This is a genomic window from Actinoallomurus sp. CA-150999, from assembly GCF_050942425.1.
Lineage (GTDB): Bacteria > Actinomycetota > Actinomycetes > Streptosporangiales > Streptosporangiaceae > Actinoallomurus.
The window spans coordinates 1,342,031-1,358,314 of sequence record NZ_CP192063.1 but is presented as its reverse complement, the minus strand read 5'-3'; the positions used below and the strand labels follow the sequence as shown (position 1 = coordinate 1,358,314).

At 71.3% G+C, this 16,284-nt stretch carries 15 protein-coding genes; 10 read left to right on the top strand and 5 right to left on the bottom strand.

The features are described from left to right. Positions 1 to 50 precede the first annotated feature (50 nt). Positions 51 to 884, bottom strand: coding sequence for a L,D-transpeptidase (locus tag ACQP2O_RS06500; RefSeq protein ID WP_433180824.1), 834 nt, complete (start codon positions 882 to 884; stop codon positions 51 to 53). A 355-nt stretch (positions 885 to 1,239) separates the two neighbouring features. Here ACQP2O_RS06500 and ACQP2O_RS06495 point away from each other — a divergent pair, with 355 nt between their 5' ends. The 6 genes from ACQP2O_RS06495 (at position 1,240) to ACQP2O_RS06470 (ending at position 8,521) form a co-directional block, all read left to right on the top strand. Next, a complete protein-coding gene (locus ACQP2O_RS06495; protein WP_433180822.1) occupies positions 1,240 to 2,898 on the top strand; it encodes an FAD-dependent oxidoreductase in 1,659 nt (552 codons plus the stop codon). Then, positions 2,895 to 4,322 (top strand): ATP-binding protein, encoded by a 1,428-nt coding sequence (locus ACQP2O_RS06490; protein ID WP_433180820.1) that lies wholly within the window; start codon positions 2,895 to 2,897, stop codon positions 4,320 to 4,322. Before ACQP2O_RS06495 ends, ACQP2O_RS06490 begins: the two co-directional genes overlap by 4 nt. Positions 4,323 to 4,472: 150 nt before the next feature. Continuing rightward, positions 4,473 to 5,864 carry an amino acid permease gene (locus ACQP2O_RS06485; protein WP_433180818.1) on the top strand — a complete coding sequence of 464 codons (1,392 nt, stop codon included), beginning with the start codon at positions 4,473 to 4,475 and terminating at the stop codon, positions 5,862 to 5,864. Positions 5,865 to 5,975: 111 nt separating this feature from the next. Next, on the top strand, positions 5,976 to 6,398 hold the full coding sequence (gene mscL, locus ACQP2O_RS06480; protein ID WP_433180816.1) for a large conductance mechanosensitive channel protein MscL: 423 nt from the start codon (positions 5,976 to 5,978) through the stop codon (positions 6,396 to 6,398). 62 nt (positions 6,399 to 6,460) lie between these two features. Continuing rightward, positions 6,461 to 7,183 (top strand): MgtC/SapB family protein, encoded by a 723-nt coding sequence (locus ACQP2O_RS06475; protein WP_433180815.1) that lies wholly within the window; start codon positions 6,461 to 6,463, stop codon positions 7,181 to 7,183. 489 nt (positions 7,184 to 7,672) lie between these two features. Then, on the top strand, positions 7,673 to 8,521 hold the full coding sequence (locus ACQP2O_RS06470) for an LLM class F420-dependent oxidoreductase (protein WP_433180813.1): 849 nt from the start codon (positions 7,673 to 7,675) through the stop codon (positions 8,519 to 8,521). A 45-nt stretch (positions 8,522 to 8,566) separates the two neighbouring features. On the opposite strand, the gene ACQP2O_RS06465 is transcribed toward ACQP2O_RS06470, so the two are convergent. Then, positions 8,567 to 9,238: a TetR/AcrR family transcriptional regulator C-terminal domain-containing protein gene (locus tag ACQP2O_RS06465; RefSeq protein ID WP_433180811.1), complete on the bottom strand. Its 672-nt coding sequence runs from the start codon at positions 9,236 to 9,238 to the stop codon at positions 8,567 to 8,569. 83 nt (positions 9,239 to 9,321) lie between these two features. On the opposite strand from ACQP2O_RS06465, the gene ACQP2O_RS06460 reads away from it, so the two are divergent. Continuing rightward, on the top strand, positions 9,322 to 10,815 hold the full coding sequence (locus ACQP2O_RS06460) for an FAD-dependent monooxygenase (protein ID WP_433180809.1): 1,494 nt from the start codon (positions 9,322 to 9,324) through the stop codon (positions 10,813 to 10,815). Positions 10,816 to 10,847: 32 nt separating this feature from the next. On the opposite strand, the gene ACQP2O_RS06455 is transcribed toward ACQP2O_RS06460, so the two are convergent. Then, entirely contained in the window at positions 10,848 to 11,567 is a 720-nt protein-coding gene (locus ACQP2O_RS06455; RefSeq protein ID WP_433180807.1) for an SDR family NAD(P)-dependent oxidoreductase, read from the bottom strand. A 147-nt stretch (positions 11,568 to 11,714) separates the two neighbouring features. Between ACQP2O_RS06455 and ACQP2O_RS06450 the strand changes: the two genes are divergently transcribed. Beyond that, positions 11,715 to 12,347, top strand: coding sequence for a TetR/AcrR family transcriptional regulator (locus ACQP2O_RS06450; RefSeq protein WP_433180805.1), 633 nt, complete (start codon positions 11,715 to 11,717; stop codon positions 12,345 to 12,347). A gap of 7 nt (positions 12,348 to 12,354) precedes the next feature. Here the strand turns inward: ACQP2O_RS06450 and ACQP2O_RS06445 are convergent, their stop codons facing one another. Further along, positions 12,355 to 13,653 (bottom strand): APC family permease, encoded by a 1,299-nt coding sequence (locus ACQP2O_RS06445; RefSeq protein WP_433180803.1) that lies wholly within the window; start codon positions 13,651 to 13,653, stop codon positions 12,355 to 12,357. 106 nt (positions 13,654 to 13,759) lie between these two features. On the opposite strand from ACQP2O_RS06445, the gene ACQP2O_RS06440 reads away from it, so the two are divergent. Next, entirely contained in the window at positions 13,760 to 14,233 is a 474-nt protein-coding gene (locus tag ACQP2O_RS06440) for an Lrp/AsnC family transcriptional regulator (RefSeq protein WP_433180801.1), read from the top strand. A gap of 33 nt (positions 14,234 to 14,266) precedes the next feature. Here the strand turns inward: ACQP2O_RS06440 and ACQP2O_RS06435 are convergent, their stop codons facing one another. Beyond that, a complete protein-coding gene (locus ACQP2O_RS06435; protein WP_433180799.1) occupies positions 14,267 to 14,692 on the bottom strand; it encodes a MerR family transcriptional regulator in 426 nt (141 codons plus the stop codon). Positions 14,693 to 14,766: 74 nt separating this feature from the next. Between ACQP2O_RS06435 and ACQP2O_RS06430 the strand changes: the two genes are divergently transcribed. Then, positions 14,767 to 16,266 carry an FAD-dependent monooxygenase gene (locus tag ACQP2O_RS06430; RefSeq protein WP_433180798.1) on the top strand — a complete coding sequence of 500 codons (1,500 nt, stop codon included), beginning with the start codon at positions 14,767 to 14,769 and terminating at the stop codon, positions 16,264 to 16,266. The last annotated feature ends 18 nt before the right edge of the window (positions 16,267 to 16,284 follow it).

Here is a 16,284-nt window from a genome sequence, read left to right as displayed (position 1 = left end):
CGCCGACCGCTCCGGCCGGGCGGAGAGACTGATCCGCTCCGGCGGTGAGATCAGGCCGTGACGACGACCGGCGTGCCGAGGGGTACCTCGGACAGCTTCGTCAGGGCGTCCGCGGGTACGCGGACGCAGCCGTGCGTGACCGCCTTGCCGAACACCGACGCGCTCGGCCAGCCGTGGAAGGCCACCGTGCCGGGGCCGCCGCCGAAGGTGTCGAGCGTCTCGGAGTGCGCCCCGACCGGCAGGATCAGCGGGCTGAAGGTCTTCTTGGCGGGCGCGAGTGAGGCCAGCAGGAACGTCCGCCCGACGGGAGTCGGCGTCTTGGCGGCGCCCACCGCGACGGTCCAGTTGCCGAGCTTGTGGCCGGACTTGGTGAGCGTGAGCGTGCGCGCCGAGGTGTCGACCTTGATGAGGTACGGGCTGCGGGCGGTGTCCAGGCCGACCTTCCCGGTGGGGATCCAGCCGGTGGAGCGGTTCGGCCGGCTGGGCAGCAGCACCTGGTCCCAGCCCGGCTTCGTCGCGACGACCGGGACCCAGGTGGGGCTGCCGAGCTGGGTGCTGGGCAGCGCGGCGACCGGCGGCCCCCCGGCCGTGGCCGAGACCGGCACGGCCGCCTTCGGGTGCACCACCGCGCCGTCGGTCGCGGCGGCGGCGGTGTCCTGGCCGAGGCCTTTCACGGTCGTGTAGGTCGTCGTCTGCGGAAGCTTCCCGATGGATGGTGCCGCCTTGTCGCCGGCCTGCGGCGACGAGTGGCTCTTGCCACAGCCCGTCGCCGCCATCGCGACGGCCGCGATGACCACGGCGGCCGTCGTCAGACTGCGCGCGTCCATCGCCGCGTACGGCACTGCCGCACGGCCGCGACGGGCGCGGTTGGAACGATCGGTCACGAATACTCCAGGAGATCGTGATTCAGGGGGGAGGCGAGCGGGGGATCTCGCGAGACCGTTATCTCGGAGGGAAGCCAAATAACTACCACAGGTAACGATGGGTACGTGGGTGACTCTGGATAATCAGTTGGCAACAGATGCCGACATGAGTCGACGTGGAGAGATGACGCTGGATATCGGCACCATCACCGTACGGTGATAAAGACCTCACCTCGGGCGGCGTGTCCGTAACCCGTCGCCCAGCGCGGCGGGCCCATCACGTATCGCATGTCCGGCCGCGGACCGAGGTGGGACCGGCCCGGCCCGGCCAGCGGAAGCCTCGTCCGGAAAGCGATGAGCTGGAATGATTCGGGCTATGAGCATGCCCATCCTGATGACGGTCGACGATGATCCCTCGGTCTCCCGTGCCGTCGCCCGTGACCTGCGGCGACGTTACGGAACCGACTACCGCGTCGTCCGGGCAGACTCAGGTGCCGACGCCCTGGACGCCCTGCGCGAGATCAAGCTGCGCGGCGACGCGGTCGCCGCGATCCTCGCCGACTACCGAATGCCGAACATGAACGGCATCGCCTTCCTGGAGCAGGCGATGGACCTGTTCCCGCACGCCCGGCGCGCCCTGCTCACCGCTTACGCCGACACCGACGCCGCGATCCAGGCGATCAACGTCGTGGACGTCGACCACTACCTGCTCAAGCCCTGGGACCCCCCGGAGGAGAAGCTGTACCCGGTGGTGGACGCGCTGGTGGAGACCTGGCACGCCGTCGGCGACCGCCCGGTCGAGGAGACCAAGCTCATCGGGCACCGCTGGTCGCGGCCGTCGTATGAGGTGCGCCAGTTCCTGGCCCGCAACTCGGTCCCCTACCGGTGGTACTCCGTCGACGAGCCCGAGGCCTGCCGGCTGCTGGACGCGGCCGGCGCCACCCAGGAAGAGATCCCGGTGGTCATCACGCCGGACGGCAAGGCGCTGCGCGCCCCGACCGGCTCGGAGATCGCCGCCGCCGTCGGGCTGTCGACCGAACCGGCCGCGGAGTTCTACGACCTCGTCGTGATCGGCGGCGGTCCCGCCGGGCTGGGGGCCGCCCTGTACGGCGCGTCCGAGGGCCTGCGGACCGTCCTGGTCGAGAAGAAGGCCACCGGCGGCCAGGCCGGGCAGAGCTCCCGGATCGAGAACTACCTCGGCTTCCCCGACGGCGTCTCCGGCGCGCAGCTCACCGGCCGCGCGCGGCGGCAGGCGCTGAAGTTCGGCGCCGAGGTGCTCACCGCCCGCGACGTCGTCGGGCTGACCGTCCGCGGCTCGGCCCGGGTGATCACGTTCGGCGACGGCTCGGAGATCGCCACGCACGCCGTGGTACTGGCGACGGGCGTGTCCTACCGGGCCCTGCAGGCGGAGGGCATCGAGCGCCTCACCGGCCGGGGCGTGTACTACGGCTCCGCGTCGACCGAGGCCCAGTCCTGCAGCGGCGAGGACGTCTACATCGTCGGCGGGGCGAACTCCGCCGGCCAGGCCGCGGTGTTCTTCTCCCGCTACGCCCGGACGGTCAACCTCCTCGTACGGGGCCCGGCCCTGGAACGCTCGATGTCGTACTACCTGATCGAGCAGCTCCGGGCCATCGACAACGTCCGGGTCCGGGTGTGCACCACGGTCGAGGCCGTGGAGGGTGAGGAGCATCTGGAGCGGGTGACGCTGCGCGACGCGAGCACCGGCGCCACCGAGACCCTGCCGACGAACCACCTGTTCGTGTTCATCGGCGCGGCGCCCCGTACGGAATGGCTCGGCGACTCGATCTTCCGGGACTCCCACGGCTTCGTGTGCACCGGGCCGGACCTGCTGCGCGAGGGCCACCGCCCCCAGGGCTGGACCCTCGACCGCGATCCGCTCTACCTGGAGTCGTCCGTACCCGGGGTCTTCGTCGCCGGTGACGTACGCTCGCAATCGGTGAAGCGTGTCGCCTCGGCCGTCGGCGAGGGCGCGATGGCGGTCGCGCTCGTGCATCGGTACCTGGAGGAACGTTGACCACTGCATCCCTCTCCCCTGCCGAGCTGCGGACCCTCTTCCTGTTCGAGGCGCTCACCGATGAGCAGGTGGCGTGGATCGCGGAGCACGCGGCCATCGAGCACTACCAGGCGGGAGCTCAGGTCATCGCCGAGGGCGAGCCCGCGACCTGCTTCTACGTACTGTTGTCCGGCACGCTGCGCATGTGCCGGATGGTCCACGGCGACGAGGTGGAGGTCGTCCGGAGCGAGCAGCGGGGATCGTACTTCGGCGCGACCCAGTTCTACATGACCGATCGGCGCGAGCAGGGCTATGGCGCCTCGGTGTACGCCGTCACCGACATGACGGCCCTCACGCTGCCGACCGCGGAGTTCGGCGAACGCTTCATCGCGTGGTTCCCGATGGCGGCGCACCTGCTGGAGGGGATGTTCCTCGGGCGGCGCAACATCGACGCCACCGTCGGCCGGCGGGAGCGGCTGCTCGCGCTCGGCGCGCTGTCGGCCGGGCTGACCCATGAGCTGAACAACCCGGCCGCCGCGGCCGTCCGGGCCACCTCCTCACTGCGGGAGCGCGTGGCGGGGATGCGGCACAAGTTGGCGCTGCTCGCCCGCAACGCCATCGACCCCGACCTGCTCGAACGCCTCATCGACGTCCAGGAGGTCATGGTCAAGCAGATCGCCGACGCGCCGGAGCTGACCGCGATGCAGACCGCCGACCGGGAGGACGAGCTCACCGACTGGTTCGACGAGCACGGCGTCACCGACGGCTGGGACCTCGCCGCCGTCTTCGCGCCGGCCGGCATCACGGTCGATCGCCTGAACGAGGTGCGCGAGGCGGTCGGCACCGAGCATCTGGGCACGGCCCTGCGCTGGCTCGGCTACGCGGTCGAGACCGAGACGCTGATGGGCGAGATCGAGGACGCCACCACCCGGATCTCCACGCTCGTCGGCGCGGCCAAGCAGTACTCCCAGATGGACCGGGCCCCGTTCCAGTGGGTGGACGTGCACGACGGCCTGGTGTCCACCCTGATCATGATGTCGGGGAAGATCGGGAAGAACGTCCGGGTCGTGAAGGAGTTCGACCGGTCGCTGCCGCACATCCCGGCGTACGCCGGCGAGCTCAACCAGGTCTGGACCAACCTCGTGGACAACGCGCTCGGCGCGATGAAGGGCGAGGGGACGCTCACGATCCGCACGAGCCGGAAGAACGACCAGGCGCTCGTCGAGATCTGCGACACCGGTCCGGGCATTCCGGAAGACCAGCGGGAGCGGATCTTCGAGCCGTTCTTCACGACGAAACCGGTCGGCGAGGGCACCGGCCTCGGGCTGGACATCTCCTGGCGGATCGTGGTGAACCGCCACCACGGCGACCTGCGGGTCACGTCGGAGCCGGGCGACACCCGCTTCCAGGTGCTCCTGCCGCTGACGGAGCAGCCCGAGACCTGACGACCTCCAGGATCGCTCCCGCCAGGCTCGAAGATCGCGCCTGGCGGGTTTTAATCGTGCCTGAGCCGGACATTGTCCCCCAGTCACCACTTAAGCTCCTCTGAGCTCGCGGTGTAACGCTTCAAACACGCATAGCGACAGGAGGGGTACATGGCCGATCAAAGCCTCCAGAAGGGGTTGAAGAACCGCCACGTCGGCATGATCGCCATCGGCGGCGTCATCGGGGCGGGACTGTTCGTCGGCTCCGGCGCCGGGATCCACACGACCGGTCCGGCGATCCTCGTCTCGTACGGCATCGCCGGCCTGCTCGTCGTCCTCGTGATGCGAATGCTCGGCGAGATGTCCGCCGCGTCGCCGGACACCGGCTCCTTCTCGGCGTACGCCGACCGCGCGATCGGCCGCTGGGCGGGCTTCACGATCGGCTGGCTGTACTGGTGGTTCTGGGCCGTGGTCCTCGCCGTCGAGGCGACCGCCGGCGCGAAGATCGTGCACGGCTGGATCCCCGAGCTGCCGCAGTGGCTCCTGGCGCTGCTCCTGATGACCCTGCTGACCGCGACGAACCTGTTCTCCGTCGGCTCGTACGGGGAATTCGAGTTCTGGTTCAGCTTGATCAAGGTCATCGCGATCGGCGTGTTCATCGTGCTCGGCGTGCTCGCCATCTTCGGGCTGCTGCCCGGCACCCACACCGTCGGCATGACCAACCTCACCGGGCACGGCGGCTTCTTCCCGCACGGGTACGGCGCGGTCATCACCGGCCTGCTGACCGTGGTCTTCGCGTTCATGGGCAGTGAGATCGTCACGATCGCGGCGGGCGAGTCGAAGGACCCGGGCCGCGCGGTCACCCGCGCCGTCAACAGCGTGATCTGGCGGATCCTGGTCTTCTACCTCGGGTCCATCGCCGTCGTCATCACCCTGCTGCCCTGGAACGCGAGCAGCGTCAAGCAGAGCCCGTACGTCGCGGTGCTCGACAACATCGGCATCTCCGGGGCGGGCACCATCATGGACGTCATCGTCCTCACCGCCGTCCTGTCCTGCCTGAACTCCGGCCTCTACACGGCGTCACGCATGGCCTTCTCGCTGGCCGAGCGCGGCGACGCGCCGAAGGTCTTCAAGGCCACCACCGCACGCGGCGTCCCGCACGTCGCGATCTGGGTGTCGGTGGCGTTCGGGTTCCTCGCGGTGATCTTCAACTACACCAGCCCGGACACGGTCTTCCTCTTCCTGCTGAACGGCTCCGGCGCCGTAGCCCTCTTCGTGTGGGCGGTGATCGCCGTGTCGCAGCTGCGGATGCGCCGCCGCCTGGAACGAGAGGCGCCCGACCGGCTGCTCGTCCGCATGTGGCTGTTCCCGTACCTGACCATCGCCACGGTCGCCGGGATCGCCGCGATCCTCATCACGATGCTGTTCGACGACAGCGGGCGGCCACAGGTCCTGTGGTCGGTCGTGGTCGCCGCCGTCGTGCTCATCGCCGCATTCGTCCGCCACGGCCGGGCCGGCGCGGCCGAACCCACCGCCGCCGAGACCGTCGCCGCCGACCGCTGACCCTCCCGCCGTCCCGTACGGGCCCGCCGCAGGTCCGTACGGGCGGTACGTTCCACAGTGGAACGATCACATTCGGCGGGATCGTCAAGTATCGGTAACGTGCGTGCCGTGATGAGCGGCTTTCGTAAATTCATTCTGCGCGGCAACCTGATCGACCTCGCCGTGGCGGTGGTCATCGGTACCCAGTTCAGCAACCTCGTCAAGAGCGTCGTCGACTCCTTCATCAACCCGCTGCTGTCCCTCGTGGGCGGGACGCCCAACTTCAACGACCTCGTGCTCCACGCCGGCAAGACCCAGTTCACCTACGGCGCATTCCTCACCCAGGCCCTGTCCTTCCTCATCTCCGCGGCGGTCGTCTACTTCATGATCGTGCTGCCGGTCGCGCGCCTGCTGCAGCTGTTCGATCGGAAGCAGGCGGAGACCGAGCGCGACTGCCCCGAGTGCACGATGAAGATCCCCCTGGCGGCGCGACGCTGCCCCGAGTGCACCGCCGTGATCATCCCGACGGCCGAGCAGCCGCAGCCCATGAGGTGACGGCACCCGGAGCCTCAAGGGTGACCGACCACCGCTCTGAGGCACCGGAATAGCCTGAGGTGATGACGCCGGCGCTTTTCGGGCAGCCGACCGGGCAAGGATGGGTGCAGGTCGGCGAGCTCGTGCTGGCGCTCGTGCTGTCGGCCGCGATCGGGCTCGAACGCGAGATCCGGCAGAAGAGCGCCGGCCTGCGCACGCACACCCTCGTCGGCTTCGCCTCGGCCTTGATCATGCTGGTGTCGAAGTACGGATTCACCGATGTCCTGGGCGCGCACGTCGCCCTGGATCCGTCCCGGGTCGCCGCCCAGATCGTCTCCGGCATCGGGTTCATCGGCGGCGGGCTGATCTTCGTCCGCCGCGACGTGGTGCGCGGACTCACCACCGCGGCCATCGTGTGGCTGACCAGCGCCGTGGGGATGGCCGCGGGCGCCGGTCTCTGGCTGCTCGCGGTGCTGGTGACCGCCGGGCACTTCCTGGTGATATTCGGCCTGACGCCGCTGGCCGCGCGGCTGCCCCGGTCGAAGTACGCGCCCTCCCGGCTGCGGCTCGCCTACCTCGGCGGACGTGGCACGCTGCGGGAGGCCATGGCCCACTGCACCAACCGGGGTTTCACGGTCAGCGAGCTGTCGATCGACCAACGCGACGAGGGGCACGATCCCCGGATCGTCTCGGTCTGGCTGTCCGTGCAGGGCACCGGGTCGGTCAACGAGCTGGCCACGACCTTGGCGGAGATCGACGGCATGCTCGTCGTCTCCGGCGACGACGCCAACATCCAGCGGGAGTGAGCGGCCCCGGGGGTCGGCCCTGCGGGGCGGACCGGTGGTCGCCGCGGTGCGGATGCCCGTCCAGGGCCTCGCGGGCGGGCCGCCGGTGGTAGGTCGGCGCTTCCCGCCGGAGTCCTCCCCCGCGTTCGGCGGCGATGAGCCGCCCGGACCGGCGGGTCGTGGACTCATCGCGGAGAAATCTGGCCGTTCGGGAACAATGCCGCTACTCGCCCCGTTACATTTCACGTGGCCGATGTGCCTGGTGTCCCCGGGCCTCACCTTCTGCCTTCGCGGAATACCGTTCGGCTGGAGCCGCGTTGTGCCTTTCGCCGAGAGGCGACCCACACATCGGTACACATACGTCGACGGCCCTGCCGGGATTCCCGGTAGGGCCGTCGGTCTTCTCCGCGGACGCCTCCGGCGCCGAGGCCGCCCATGCGCCGACGGGATGGCGGGCATGCGAGATCGTCGCTGGTCGTCCGCCGCGCTCCCGTCCTAGCGTGAGTCGCCATGGATCCGACGATCGGGCTGCACGCCCCGAACGGCCACTCCGCCGCGGGCCGGGACGGCGCCGCGCGCGTCGCCGCCCTCGCGGAGCGCCTCGGCTACGACTCGCTCTGGGCCGCCGACCATGTGGTGCTTCCGTCTCCGCGAACCGAGTCGTCACCGCTCGATCCCGATGCGCCCCTGCTCGATCCGCTGGTCGCGCTCGCCTTCGCGGCGGCGCACACCACCCGCATCCGGCTGGCCACCGGGGTGGTCATCCTCCCCCAGCGCGATCCACTGATCCTGGCCAAGCAGCTCGCGAGCGTGGACGTGCTCAGCGGCGGGCGGCTGATCTTCGGGTTGGGGATCGGCTACCTCGAACCGGAGCTGCGCGCCCTGGGCGTGCCGCCGACCGGGCGCGGACAGCGCGCGGAGGAGTATCTCGCGGCGATGCGAGCCCTGTGGGAGTCCCCGGAACCGGCCTTCCACGGGCGGTTCGTCGACTTCGCGAAGGTCGACGCGCATCCTCGCCCGCTGCAGCGCCCGGTGCCGGTGGTCGTGGGCGGGAACAGCGCGGCGGCGCACCGGCGCGCGGCCCGCCTCGCCGACGGCTGGTACGGCTGGATGCTGGGCCTGCGTGCCACCGCCGCTCAGCTCGACTCCCTGCGGGCGGCGGAACAGGAGACCGGCCGGCGGCTCCACGTGTCGGTCACCCCCGCACGCCGCCTCGACCCGGAGACCGTTCGCGCGTACGCCGAGCTCGGCGTGGACCGGCTCGTGGTGACACCGCCGCCGGGCCTGCCTCTTCCCGATCTCGAACGCTTCGTCGAGGAGAACGCGCCGGAGCGCCTGGGCGCGCGCGTCGCCGACTGAGTCATCCGTTTCGGTCGGCGAGCACCGGCGCGAAACGTCACGTGATCACGGGGTGCGGCTCCTGGGCGCCTCCCGGCCGGGTTCGGCCGCGTTGTCCGCCGCCTCTCTCCGGAGGGTGCGCAACCCGGCGATCATGATCTGGACGCTGTACCGGAAGGCCTCGTCCCGGGTGTCGCTGGTGGCACATTCGGCCGAGGCACGGGCGATGGTCGGGAAGAGCGTCCGAGCCTGTTCGGTCTCGGCGGCGTCGAGCTCCGGAAGCGACTGCTCCTCGACGGTGCGGCCGACGACGAACCAGGAGAAGGAGCCCGCCGCGCGGGAGGCGTCGCGGAGGGTGAAGCCGGCGCCGTGCAGGACCTCGGCGGTGCGTTCGACGAACATCCCGAGGGCGACCGCTCGGATGAGGTTCGCCCCGAGGGCGACCCGGGCGCCGTCGGTGTGCGCGAGCAGCGTCGAGCGCAGGAGCTCGGCGGTCCGCAGCAGCCACTGCGGCCATTCGTCCGGGTGGGCGGGCCCGGCGAGCGCGGGCACGGCGGGTGCGAGGATCACGTCGGCCATGTGGTCGAGCAGGGCGCGCTTGTTCGCGAAATGCCAGTACAGCGCCGGCGCGCGGACGTCCAGCTCGGCGGCGATCCGGCGCAGGGACAGCTTGTCGAGGCCCTCGGCGTCGAGGAGGCGCAGGGCCGTACGGACGGCGTGGTCCCGGTCGATCGCCATGAGTTCCCTCCTTGTCCGAGTTGACAGCTTAACGCGTTAAGGGGAATCTGATGCCCGTCACTTAACAAGTTAAGGAGCCCCCCGTGGACACTCAGGTCCTCATCGCCGGCGCCGGGCCCGTCGGGCTGATGCTGGCCGCCGAGCTGCGGCTGCGCGGCATCGACGTGCTCGTCGTCGACCCGCTTCTCGAGCCGGTCCCGTACTCGAAGGCGTTCGGACTGCACCCCCGCAGCATCGAGACGGTGCAGCTGCGCGGCCTCGTGGAGCGCTTCGAGGAGCGAGGCGGCTTTCCCGGCTCCGGCAGGACCGGCGGCACGGCCGGCCGATCGCCGATCGCGCTCGCGCACTTCGCGGGAATCCGCACGATCCGGCTCGATCGCCTGCGGACCCGGTACCCGAGGCTCCTCGCGTCAGGACAGGCCGCGATCGAGGCGGTGCTCGCCGAGCGCGCCGTCGAGCTGGGCGCCAAGATCCGTCGCGGGGCGGCGGTCGCCGGGGTGACCCAGGACGAGGACGGGGTCACGGTCGAGACCGACGGCCCGGACGGGCAGCGGGTGTTTCGCGCGGCGTACCTGGTCGGCTGCGACGGCGGGCGCAGTGCCGTCCGCAGGCTCGCGGGGTTCGCCTTCCCTGGCACCGACCCGACGATCACCGGCCGGCTGGCCGACGTCCACGTGCCCGCGCTGCTGGAGGACCCGGGGATGGGATGGCACCGCACCGCCGGCGGGGTCGTCCAGATCACGCCGTTCCGGGTGCTGACCGTGGAGTTCGACGGACCGCCCGCCGACCGCGCGGCCCCGATGACCGAGCGGGAGATGACCGACTCGATCCGGCGCGTCGTCGGCCGCGAGGTCGAGCTCCCCGCAACGCCTCAGTGGCTGTCCCGGTTCACCGACAACACCCGCCTGGCCGACCGTTACCGCCGCGGCCGGGTCCTGCTCGCGGGCGACGCCGCCCACGTGCACTCGCCGTTCGGCGGCCAGGGCCTCAACCTCGGCGTCCAGGACGCGGTGAACCTCGGCTGGAAGCTGGCGGCGACCGTCACCGGCCGGGCGCCCGAGGGTCTGCTGGACACCTACGAGTCCGAACGACGTCCCGTCGCCGCACGCGTCCTGCACAACACCCGCGCCCAGGTCGCGCTCATGAACCCGGACCCGCGGCTGACGCCGCTGCGGGAGATGTTCACCGAGCTGATGGAGCTCGAGCCCGTCAACCGCCACCTGGGCAACATGGTCAGCGCGCTGGAGGTCCGCTACGACCTGGCCGGGCCCCATCCCCTCACCGGCGGATTCCTTCCCGACCTGACCGTCAAGACCGCGGACGGCGAGCGGCCGGCCGGGGACCTGTTCCACGCCGGCCGACCCGTCCTGCTCGACCTCACCGACGGCACGGCCGTACGGGAGGCGGCCCGGGGCTGGACCGGCCGCGTCGACGTCGTCACGGCCGCCCCGACCGGCACGCCGCCCGCGACGGCGCTCCTCGTGCGGCCGGACGGCTACGTCGCCTGGGCGGGCGACGACGAGACCGGCCTCCGCGAGGCCTTGGCCCGCTGGTTCGGCCCGGAGGCCCGGGCCTGATGCCCGATGAGCCCCGGGGGGCGTTTGCCGGGTTATCCGGCGGTGGGCTGCTCGGGGTGGAGCTGCTCGACGCGGTCGCGCTTGGTGTACATGTCCCAGTAGTACGCGGCGAGGTCGTCCGGGTCGACGACCGGGAACGCCGCGAGCTCCTCGGAGGCGGCCACGGCCACCTCGGCTATCTCGCTGCGGGCGATCATGGCCCCGATGGAGAGAGTGCCGGCGTAGACGCCGGTGTCGGCCAGCTCGGCGTTGAGGGAGTACAGGTAGTTGCGGGCGGCGGACATGACCGGGCCGACACCGCTGAGGTGGGGCATCGGCTGCACCGCCGAGTAGCCCTGGGTCAGCAGGAAGGCGCCGTCGCCGCGCTCGGTCCACTCTGGCAGCACGGCGCGGACCACCTCCACCGGGGTGAGCAGCAACAGCGGGATCAGCCCCTCCAGGGTGGCCGCGTCCAGCTCGGCGGCCGGGGTGAAGCCCTGCTCGCCGCCGATCGGCCCGTACTCGACGACGTCGATCCGGCCGAAGCGGTCGCGAATGGCCGCGGCCAGAACGGGCACCTCGTCGGGCTTGGACAGGTCGGCGGAGAAGGCGGCCGCCTCAATGCCTTCGCCGGCGAGCTGCTCGACGAGCGCGTCCAGCCGGTCCTTGCGGCGTGCCACCAGGGCGACCCGGAAGCCTTCGCGCCCGAAGCGGCGGGCCACGGACACACCGAGACCGGTGCCGGCGCCGAAGATGGCGATCACTTTGGACATGGGGCTGCTCCTTGCCTCAGTTATCTTGACCCAGCGGTCAACTTGAGTCCCAACGCTAGCATGGAAGTTGACCCCCGGGTCAAATTTCGCTCGGCGGGGAGGTGCGATCATGGGGAACGCCACGCCAGGACCAGGAGGAACCACCGGATGCGGGCCGACGCGCAACGAAACGCGGAGAAGCTGCGAGCAGCCGCTGCCGAGCTCTTCCAAGAACGCGGCCTCCACGTGCCCCTGAAGGAGATCGCCCGGCGGGCCGGCGTGAGCCACGGCACTCTCTACAACCTCTTCGGCAGCCGCGAGGCGCTCATCGACGAGGTGGTGACCGACCTGGCGGCGGACCGCCTCGACGAGGTCGCCCAGAAGGCCCTGTCCTTCGAGGACGCCTGGGAGGGGTTCGCGTACTACATCGAGAAGCTCTGCGAACTGCAGGCCGTCGATCCCGCGGTCGCCGATGTGGTCAGTGGCCGCTACCCGGGCGCCGAGGGCCTCATGACCGTCTGCGGCCGGGCGAAGGACACCGCCGAGCGGATCATCGAGCGGGCCCACCGCGCAGGTTCCCTACGCCCCGACTTCACCGGGGCGGACCTCGCGTTCACCTTCGGCGCCAACGCCCTGCTGGCCCGCGCCACCGCCGACGCGGCCCCGGACGCCTGGCGGCGCAGTGTCGCCTTCCTCCTCGACGGCCTGCGCACCGAGGCCGCCACCCGGCCGCTCCCCGTCGGTCCCCCCACCACGCAGCAGGTCTACGAGGTGCTGCAAAACCTCACCGGCACGCCATGACCGGAGGTCATCCGCCGGCGCGTTCCTCGGCACGACCGGACCGGTGACCGGCCAGGGCGCCGCCCACGGCCAGGGCGGCGGGCACGAGGAGGTAGGCCGCGCAGGACAGCAGCACCAGGCCGGTGAAGACGGTCGCCGCCGCGGCCACCGTACGGCCGCGGCCGGTGAGGAGCCGGACGGCGGCGGCCGTCCCGACCACCGTGACGGCGGCCAGGCAGGCCGCCGTGGCCCGCATGAGGGTGTCCAGGCCGAGCCCGTACGGAACGGCGACGGCGGTGACCAGGGCCGTGAGAGCCGCCAGCAGTCCGAGGCTGCGGTGCGGCACCTGCCCGGCCGCCGATCCGCGGGCCAGCGGCGCGGGCAGGGCGCCGTCGCGGGCCAGCGCTGCCCCGAGCCTGGCCCCGCCGGCGACGTACGTGTTGATCGCGATGAAGCTGAGGATCACCGCCACGACTCCGGTGGCGACGCGGGCCCCGTCCCCGAGTCCCTCCTGCAGGAGCAGTGCGAGCGGCACCGGTGAGGTGGCGGCCCGGCCGCCGAGCACGCCGATCACCGTGACGACCAGCCCGAGATAGAGGACGCCGACGATGAGGAGGGTCAGCGCGGTGGCGCGGGGCATCGAGCGTCGCGGGTCGGCGAACTCCCCTGACAGGTGGCTCGCCGCCTCCCACCCCGCGAAGGCGAAGAACAGCACCCCGGCCGCGTGCACCACGCCGAGCACGCCGTGCGGCGCGAACGGCGTGAAGTTCCCCCACGACGACCGCGGGCCCGCCGCGACGATCGCGGTGGCCAGCAGCGCGGCCAGCCCGCACACCAGCACGAGCTGCACCCGGCCGGACATGCGCAGGCCGCCGTGGTTCGTGACGAACGCGGCCGCCAGCAGGGCGATCGCCACCACCACGGCCCACGAGCGGTCCAGGCCGACGGCCGCGACGACGTAGTCGCCGCCGATCAGCGCACCGGCCAGCGTGCCCACCGGGACGATGCCGTAGAACCACCATCCGACGACCGCCGCCGTCCGGGGCCCGAACGCCCGCGCGGTGAAGGACGCGACCCCGCCCCCGTCGGGGAACCGCGCCCCCAGCGCCGCGAAGGTCAATGCGACCGGCGCGCTCAGCGCCAGGAGCGCCGCCCACGCGAGGATCGAGGCGGGCCCGGCCGCGACGGCGGCCAGCTGCGGCAGGGCCAGCACTCCAGGGCCCAGGACGGCCCCGACGAACAGCGCGGTGCCCTGCGCCAGGCCCAGGCGGTGCTCGGGGACGTCGGCGACCGGCCTCGCCGTCCGGCTCCGCGTCGGCAGCGTCACGTCGTCCTCCTCGCTGATGGGTGATTCGCCTCGACGGTAGCCATACGATCGCCGGATCCGGCCTTCCACCGAACGTTCGGCCGGAATTGGAGTGCATAATCCGGCCATGGACGAACTCGACGTTGAAATCGTGCGCCTTCTCCAATCGGATGCACGGCAGTCCAACCGCGAGCTGGCCCGCCGGCTCGGCATCGCGCCGTCGACCTGCCTGGAACGCGTGCGCACGCTCACCCGCCGCGGCGTGATCCGCGGCTACCACGCCGACATCAGCCTCCCCGCCCTGAACCGGGGCGTGCAGGCCTTCGTCTCGGTGAAGCTGCGGGTGCCCAGCCGACCGATCATCGACGCGTTCAAGGACTTCGCGTCCCGGCTTCCGGAGGTGCTGAGCGTGTTCGTCATCTCCGGCGACGACGACTTCCTCCTGCACGTCGCGGTGCAGGACCTCGAGCACCTGCACGCCGTCCTGGTCGACCGGCTCAGCACGCGCCGGGAGGTCGCCGGCTTCCGCACCTCGGTGATCTTCCAGCAGGTCCGCAACACGGTGCTCGACCGCCTCGACGCTCCGGCCCCCGCACCCTGAATCCCGCATCCTGGGATGGCTGATGATCAATGGCTAGATGATCAATGAGGCGAGTGCTTCGTCGACGGCTTGGCCGAGTTCGGCGCGCAGCTGGCTGCATTCGCGGACCGGGTCGGCCTTCGGGCAGGTCAGCAGGTGCTCGAGGAGCTTCTGAGCGCTCCGCAGGTGATCGATCTGCTGCTCGATCGCCGTGATCGAACCGGTCAGCACGTCGCGCCCCGAGGGCCGATCCGGGTCGTCGCCGATCAGGGTGGCGGTGTCGGCCAGGCTGACCAGGCCGTGCTGGTGCAGACGCCGGATGAGGGCGAGCCGGCGCAGCTCCGCCTGGCCGTAGTGGCGGACGTTCCCCCGGCGTTCGGCGGCCGGCAGGAGGCCCAGGTCGTCGTAGTAACGCAGCGTCGATACCGGCATGCCGAAGCAGCGGGCGACCTGACTGATCGAGTAGCGCTCGTCTCCCATGCCGCCATCTTGCGCTCAAGTCGGCTTGAGCGTGCAGGGTGAATCACCTGGGCAACCGCGAGAGGGAGCGTTCGATGCGTACTCAGGATGTGCCGGTGCTGGTGGTGGGCGGCGGGCCGGTCGGCCTGTCGACGGGCCTGTTCCTCGCCCACTGGGGCGTCCGGCCCCTCGTCGTCGAGAAGCGGGATTCGATATCGGCGGTGCCGCGCGCGAGCACGAGCCTGCGCACGCTGGAGGTGTTCCGCTCGATCGGGCTGGAACCGGCGCTGACGGACGTCGGCTGGGAGGGCGGCGCTCCGATGCGGACGATCTTCAAGGACCGCGGGCTCGGCGTCACCCTGCACGAGGGCGGGCTGCCGGAGCGGTACTCCAGGATGCTCGAGACCTGCAGCCCGGTGAATCCCCGCCTCGTCCTGACACACGACCAGGTGCAGCGCCTCGCGCTGGACGAACTACGCCGGCGCGGCGGCGAGGTCCGGTTCGGCGCACGGCTGGTCGACCTCGCCCCCGAGGCCGACCACGTACGCGCGCGGATCGCGGACGCCGCCACGGGCGAGCACTGGGAGGTCAGGGCCGAGTATCTGATCGGCGCGGACGGCGCGAACAGCGGCGTACGCGCGCGGCTGGGCATCACGGTGCCGGACCGCGAGGTCATCTCGCGTCCCAACACCGCCTTCTTCCGCGCCGATCTCGGGCCCTTCCTCGAGGAGTGGGGCACGCACATGTGCATCGTCCGCAACGACGCGGTGTACGCCACGTTGATGTCGAAGAACGGGCGGGACCAGTGGTCCTCGCACATCATGGACCATCCCGGCAAGCCCGAAGGCCTCGCCGACCTGACCGAAGCCGAGACCATCGCGCTGCTGCGAGCCGTGATCGGCGACGAGACGATCCCGATCGAACTGCACGCCGTCAACGCCTGGGAGGCCGCCATCGGCATGGCCTCCTCCTTCCGGGCGGGCCGGGTCTTCCTGGCCGGGGACGCCGCCCACGTGCAGAGTTCGGCGGGCGGGCTCGGCATGAACACCGGGATCCAGGACGGCCACAACCTCGCCTGGAAGATCGCCGCCGTCCTGCGCGGGGAGTTCACCCCGGTGCTGCTCGACACCTACGAGCCCGAACGCCGGGCCGCCGCCCAGGCGTCCCTGGCCGTCTCGCGCCGGATGCATCAGGGCTACCTGTCGCTGGATGGCGACCCGAACCAGCTGTACGAGAAGGTCGCCGTCGACTACCTGCGCGGCATGATGTGCTACGCCTACCCGCCGTACGACACCGCCGAATCCGACCCTCTGGACGACGCCGTCCGCCCCGGCCACCGGTTCCCGCATCGCTGGGTGGACTCCGCCGGGACCGGCCGCGTCTCCACCCTGGACCTGGCCGGCTCGCGGTGGACACTGTTCGCCGGCGCCGACGTCCGGCGGTGGCGAGCCGCTTCACCGGGGATGGACGTGCGCGTCCACGAGTTCGGCACGATGGACGACGCCGCGCTCGTACGACCGGACGGCTTCGTGGCCTGGCACGGCACCACGGAGGAGTCCCTCCGGGCCGCACTCCGCGGTCTGGGCCGTTCATAGGAGCGGGCCTCCCTGCCC